4 protein-coding genes are annotated in these 6,095 nt (G+C 56.3%); 1 reads left to right on the top strand and 3 read right to left on the bottom strand.

Annotated features, from left to right (window positions below):
* Positions 1–107 precede the first annotated feature (107 nt).
* On the top strand, positions 108–662 hold the full coding sequence (locus tag Q0294_RS02190; RefSeq protein WP_299460462.1) for a hypothetical protein: 555 nt from the start codon (positions 108–110) through the stop codon (positions 660–662).
* A 108-nt stretch (positions 663–770) separates the two neighbouring features.
* On the opposite strand, the gene Q0294_RS02185 is transcribed toward Q0294_RS02190, so the two are convergent.
* The 3 genes from Q0294_RS02185 to Q0294_RS02175 form a co-directional block, all read right to left on the bottom strand.
* Positions 771–1,949, bottom strand: a complete 1,179-nt coding sequence (locus Q0294_RS02185) for a DUF3592 domain-containing protein (RefSeq protein ID WP_299460459.1) — start codon at positions 1,947–1,949, stop codon at positions 771–773.
* A gap of 144 nt (positions 1,950–2,093) precedes the next feature.
* Positions 2,094–4,793 (bottom strand): bifunctional acetate--CoA ligase family protein/GNAT family N-acetyltransferase, encoded by a 2,700-nt coding sequence (locus tag Q0294_RS02180; protein ID WP_299460456.1) that lies wholly within the window; start codon positions 4,791–4,793, stop codon positions 2,094–2,096.
* Between the two features lie 49 nt (positions 4,794–4,842).
* A complete protein-coding gene (locus Q0294_RS02175; protein ID WP_299460453.1) occupies positions 4,843–5,775 on the bottom strand; it encodes a histone deacetylase in 933 nt (310 codons plus the stop codon).
* Positions 5,776–6,095: the final 320 nt, after the last annotated feature.

Raw genomic sequence — 6,095 nt, 5'->3', positions numbered from 1 at the left:
GGTAAACGGTTCATTACTGGAGAGTCCTTGGAATAGATACCACAGACTACCAGCTAACAATACAATGCACCCCGGTGATTTTAGACGTTATGCGACAAAGAGCGAGCATGAAAACACGAGCCGAGTTTGATGCAAATCTGAACCGATTGGTTGGCTTCACCATTGAGCGTGTCGTCTACTTCGAACTCGACTACCAGGATGGCCGCCCGTACTTTCGTGATCATCCCGAGACCGGCCATTTTCTGGACTTTGGAGTCGAGCTGATTGATGCAAACGGACGATCTTCGTGCATCACATGGGATGGCACATTCTTTCAATATGGGCTTGGCGTGTTCGTCGATATTCCGTCTGCTGACGTTCTACCAGGCCTCTCATACGACGTGACGAATGATCCGGAATGGACACCATTTCTTCGGCGCAGAATCGAAAGTGTCGAAAGCTATTGGTCATGGGCAGCCGAAAGCATGGCACCAGATGCCAATCGCACTTACTATCCACAAGACATACGATTGACGTTCGATAACAATCGCAGCATATATTTATCGGCTGCGCAGTTCCTCAACGATTCTGGTAGACTGTTCGGCATGTCAGACGATGTTCTGATTGTGTTCAACGACGACGTGGCACAAAGACACGAACTTGGACCGTGGGCAGTCTTATAATTTAGAAGAAGAAAAAGCGGGTCAGCCCCCCGAATCAAGTCCCCCCCCTGTTTCAATCAACCTGTGAGTCCGGCTCACAAGCAACGAAAACTTCCGCAGCGACGCTTGTTACGAGGATGAGCGAGACGGGTTCGGGGCGTGGGATTCGGTCCAGGGGAGGTTGAGAGCGTGAGCCAGTTCTGTGATGGTCTTTGTCAGTTGATTGCGGGTCTGATGCCAGCTCTGCTCGTTTCCATTGGTCTCCAGCAGCGTGAACGATTTTCCCTCGATCTGTAGCACGATGGTGTGAGAATCGACGACGGGGTTTCGCTGGCTTTGCGGATCGGGGAGTTTTAACGTCAGGCGTTCGATGTTCTCAAGGGCCGTTCTGTGATGGCTCCAGCCAATTTCGTACAGGAGCGTCCCCAGCGACCAGTCGAGCAGATACTCGCGCCTGCGGCCGTACAGAACCAGTCCGATGGTGAATGCCAGCGCGAGCAGGGCGGAGATGGCCAGATAAAACCGGGCAATGAAGAGCACGCCGCGACCAGACAGGAAAAAAATCGCCGGCAGCAAACCCAGCAGCAGCCCGACGACCAGACCGGCAATCAGGCCCCCCGCAATCGACTTGAGAAAACCGACCCGCGCCCTGCGGATGTGAACGACGTCGCCCGGTTCCCAGCGGAGGATCTCCTCGAACATCAACATGCCGTTCAACAGATGCGGACGGGCAGGATGATTCTCATCGGCCTGGACTTCCGCCAGCTTCGGAGTGGGCCGGTAAAACCAGATCGCGCGCAGAATCAGGAGGGGAATCAGCAGAAACGCGGCGCCCGGCAGGAACCAGCGGTAGGTCCCGAGCCAGTTGCCCGGCTCAAGCACCGCGTTCGCAGGCTGCTGCGGTTGGTAGCTGACTTGCACCGCTTTGTGGACCGGATACTGGTCAACGATTGCCTGTGCCGAGTCTTTTGTTCCGATGCTGGCATCTTCGACCGAGACTCTCGTGCCCGTCAGTTCCAGGCCGTCGACCGTGTAGCGGTATTCGACCTCGGGCGAATAGGAGCGGCTCTGCCTGTTGGGAACAACGCGTCCCTTTTCCCTGACTTCGGTCACAAACGTTTTGACGGACGAACGAGTGACGACCCCGTCTGTCACAGGCCAGCTCTTTGAGTCGATCGCAGCCGCCAAACTGTGCAGCCCGCACTGAGTGAGATAAGCACCGAACAACAGGCAGCCCAGCAGAATCACGGTGATGACGATTCTGGTGAAAAGCGAAACGGGTTTGGGTGCGGAATAGTGTCTGGTCATTTGACGTATTAAAATCGTCGCGGTGGCCGGCTGTCAACAGCGTCAACCCTCGAAATTCCGTTTTCATGATTGGGGCGTGGATAATAAAAAGGAAACAGACCGCGAATCAGGTTCAGCCTCCTGTTTCAGTTCCCGGTTGCATTATCACGCGTGCGCCGGTTCAAGTGTTTTCACCAGAAGCACGGTATCAACCTCGGCGGTCGCGTCCCTGGTGAAGCCCCGCCTGCGGAACATGTCCAGCATGCGATGGTTATCGGGGGCGGTTTCCGCGACGACGCGCCGGATGCCCCATTGCCGACACACTTCCAGGCAGTAATCGGTCAGGATTGACCCCAGCCCCAGACCGTGCCACTGATCGGCCACCAGGACGGCGTACTCGGCTTCACGATGATCGGCATCGGCGACGAGTCTCCCCACGCCAATGATCCGGCGCTGATCCTGTTCCGTGATCTCAGCGATAATGGCAATCTCACGGTCATAGTCGACGAAACAGAATCTTGTAGCCATATCGTGTGTTGTCGCCTGAAAGGAGTAACGGAACCGAAAGTGAATTGATTTCGGCGAACATTGCCCCAACAGTTCGTGCCACATGGTTTCGTCTTCGGGTTTGATCGGGCGCAACAGGACCGGCGTGCCTTCGTTGAGTGTGACGTTTTTGATAAATTCTTCCGGATAAGGGCGAATCGCCAGATGCGAATAAGGGCGGCTCTTCTGAGCGGCTGTGGCGCGATCGACGACAATCCGCGCATCAAGGGCAAGCACCGCGTGCGGTGTGACCAGCAGCGGATTCACGTCGAATTCGACAATTTCCGGGAAATCGGAAACGAAGTAGGACAGCCGGATCAAGACTTCGATCAGTTGCTCCACATCGACGGCAGGTTTGCCGCGATAACCGTTCAACAGAGGCCAGGAACGCAGCGACTCCAGCGCTCTGCGCGCCAGCCGTTCATTGAGCGGCGGCAGTTCCAGTGCGCGATCCTGATATAATTCCGCAGCGGTCCCCCCTGTTCCCACCAGCAGCACCATCCCGAAAACGGCATCCCGTTTGGCACCGACAATCAGCTCATGGCCGTCCGGCTCCGAAATCATCGGCTGGACGGAAACCCCTTCGAGCTGCGCATCGGGCCGTTTTTCGCGTACGCGCTGCATGATCCGGTCGAACGCGGTGCGGACTTCTGTCTCATTCGCGAGCCCCAGTTCGACGCCACCCACGTCTGTCTTGTGTGTGATCTGTTCTGAAAAGACTTTGAGCACCACCGGCAGCCCCAGCCGCTGAGACAGTTCGACCGCTTCGTCCGCCGTGCGGGCGAGCTCCGTTTTTGAGACGGGAATCCCGTACGCTTCCAGCATGTTTTTCGATGTAATTTCCGACAGGGTGCCCTGCCCTTCCGCGAGCACCGCGTCACACATGGCCCGTAAGCCGGCACGATCCAGAGAAATATCCACGGGCATCACGCGCGGGGTTTCATACAGAAACTCTCGATTCCGGGCATACGAGACCAGATACATAAAGGCCCGGACGGCCTGTTCCGGCGTGGTGTAGGTGGGAATGCCGGCATCGTTGAAGCGTTGAATTCCCGCGCGTACTTTTTCGCCTCCCATCCAGGATGTGAGCACCGGTTTTTGTGAGGATCGAATCGCCTGGATCACCGCAGCGGCGGCGCCCGGCGGATCGGTCATGGCCTGCGGCGATAAAACCACCAGCACGCCATCCACGCCCGGATCGGCGAGTACGATCTCTACCACTTTTCCAAATCGCTCAGGCGGCGCATCGCCCAGCAGATCCAGCGGATTCCCATGCGACCAGGCACGGGGCAGTTCGTTGTTCAGTTTCGCCAGCGTCTCTTCAGAGAACGTAGCCAGCACTCCCTGCCGCGCCAGCAACGCATCGGTTGCCATCACCCCCGGACCACCGGCGTTGGTTACGATGGCCAGCCGATCCCCCTTGGGTGTTTTCTGCCGCGCGAGCAGCTCGGCACAATCAAATAAATCATCGAGCTCAAACACGCGCACCACCCCCGCGCGGGCAAAAGCCGCTTCATAAACCGCGTCGACCCCCGCCATCGCTCCGGTATGCGAAGCGGCGGCCTTGGCAGATTCCATAAAACGCCCCGCTTTGTAGGCGATGATCGGTTTCTTTTTCGTAAAAGCGCGGGCCGCCGACATGAACTGCCGCGCTTCCGTGATCGATTCGACGTACAGGATGATCGAGGTCGTCTGGTGATCCAGCGCGAAGTAGTCGATCAGGTCGGCGATGCCCACATCAAGCATATTGCCCACGGAAACAAAATGGGAAAACCCGATTTTTTCCTGCAGCGACCAGTCCAGCACCGCAGTGCAAATCGCACCGGACTGCGAGATAAAGGCAATATTTCCCGCCAGCGGCATATCCGACGCGAAGCTGGCGTTCAACTTCGCATGCGGGGACATCACTCCCAGACAGTTCGGCCCGACAATGCGCATGCCCGAGAATTTTCTGGCGATTGTCAGGACCTGCTGTTCCAGCGCTCTGCCCTCAACTCCGGATTCGCGAAAGCCGGCGGACAGGATCACCACTCCCCGAATTCCCGCGTCGCCGCATTGTTGAATGATCTCAAGCACCGTTTGCGCCGGGGTGCAGATCACAGCCAGATCGACGCTTTCGGGCAGGTCAGCCACACTGGCAAAACAGAGGCGGTCCCCTAGTCGGTCGTACTTTGGATTGACAGGATAGACCTCACCTTCAAAGCCGCCTGCGAGCAGATTCTGAAACACAATCTGCCCCACACTCAACGGCCGTTGGCTGGCGCCCACAACAGCGATCCGCCGGGGATGAAATATTTTATCGAGGTTGCGGATTGGCATGTTGGAATCGACCCTGATTGAAAGTCTGTCTTCTGCTGTCACAGCAATTTCAGGCTGAGGTCATCTCCAGTAAATGCTGTTCGATGCTGTCAGCCAGTGCTTGAGGATTATATCCCCCTTCCAGCACACTTACCACACGACCGCCGGCATGCACGGCGGCGATATCCAGCACGATCCGCGTCAGGCGGCTGAAATCTTCACTCTCGAGGCCGAGTGAGCCAACCGGATCAGCCTTGTGACTGTCAAAGCCGGCGCTGATTAATATCAGTTGCGGCCGGATCTTCTCAGCCAGTTTTTCAACAGCAGATTGAAACATCTTAATATAATCTTCACGGGAAGTGCCGAAGTCCACAGGCACATTCACGTTCGTTCCCAGCCCTGCGCCCGCACCCGTTTCGGCGGCTGTTCCCGTGCCATGATAAAACGAAGCACGATGAATGGATAAAAAACCGACCTGCCCGTCTTCCCAGAAAATGTCTTGCGTGCCATCACCGTGATGAACGTCCCAGTCGACGATCAGAACCCGCTCCAGTCCCAGTTCGTCGAGCGCCAGTCGTGCGCCGACCGCCACATTATTAAACAGACAGAAGCCCAGTGCCGCGCTCGCCGTCGCATGATGACCGGGAGGCCGCACCAGACAGAAGGCCCGCTCATCAAGGCCTTTCACGACCTGCTCGACCGCATCACAAACGGCGCCGACTGCCATCCGGGCCACAGCGTACGATTCCGGGCAGACAACCGTATCCTCTGCGATAAAACCTCCCCCCTGCAGGCAAAATTCTTTGACGAATTCAATGTACTCACGGGTATGAACTCGCTCGAGACGTAGGTCTGAAACTTCCCCCCATGATCGCTGCAGGCATCCCGCATGAATGGCGATCTGGTTGGCACGCCGCATCACAGGCAGAAAACGTGCCGTGTTTTCAGGAAGAGTTCCCGTGTCATGTTTCAGAAACAGGGAGTCAGCATACAGTATCGTCATGGGCTTTGATCTTTATTTCCGCATCGCACTGATTCAGTAAGGCAAACCAGATTTCACGCCTGCGGAATCATTCCCGCTGGGAAAGGCGTTTCTAAACGTTACTCGAAATTGACGGTCAAGTCGACTCGGACTGCCAGCCGAAATCTTCTCGCCCTGATTGAAGGTATGGCGTGCATACCGTTCACTCATCTTACCCTTGTTTGAGCAGGCGTGATTCAACTCGCCTGTCGGGCCTGTAATCGTGACAGACCGAACTCAAACCGGAATTGTTTGATCAAAGGATTTGTTTTAAGGGAAATTCTTGATCTTATGAACAAACT

The sequence above is a fragment of the uncultured Gimesia sp. genome, from assembly GCF_937919775.1.
Lineage (GTDB): Bacteria > Planctomycetota > Planctomycetia > Planctomycetales > Planctomycetaceae > Gimesia.
The sequence above is the reverse complement of the archived record's forward strand: the minus strand, read 5'-3'. Positions and strand labels throughout refer to the sequence as shown.

What these genes read in the sequence shown, in the direction of transcription:
- Q0294_RS02190 (WP_299460462.1), top strand. Translation starts at nt 108, where the DNA reads ATGAAAACACGAGCCGAGTTTGATGCAAATCTGAACCGATTGGTTGGC.
- Q0294_RS02185 (WP_299460459.1), bottom strand. Translation starts at nt 1,949, where the DNA reads ATGACCAGACACTATTCCGCACCCAAACCCGTTTCGCTTTTCACCAGA.
- Q0294_RS02180 (WP_299460456.1), bottom strand. Translation starts at nt 4,793, where the DNA reads ATGCCAATCCGCAACCTCGATAAAATATTTCATCCCCGGCGGATCGCT.
- Q0294_RS02175 (WP_299460453.1), bottom strand. Translation starts at nt 5,775, where the DNA reads ATGACGATACTGTATGCTGACTCCCTGTTTCTGAAACATGACACGGGA.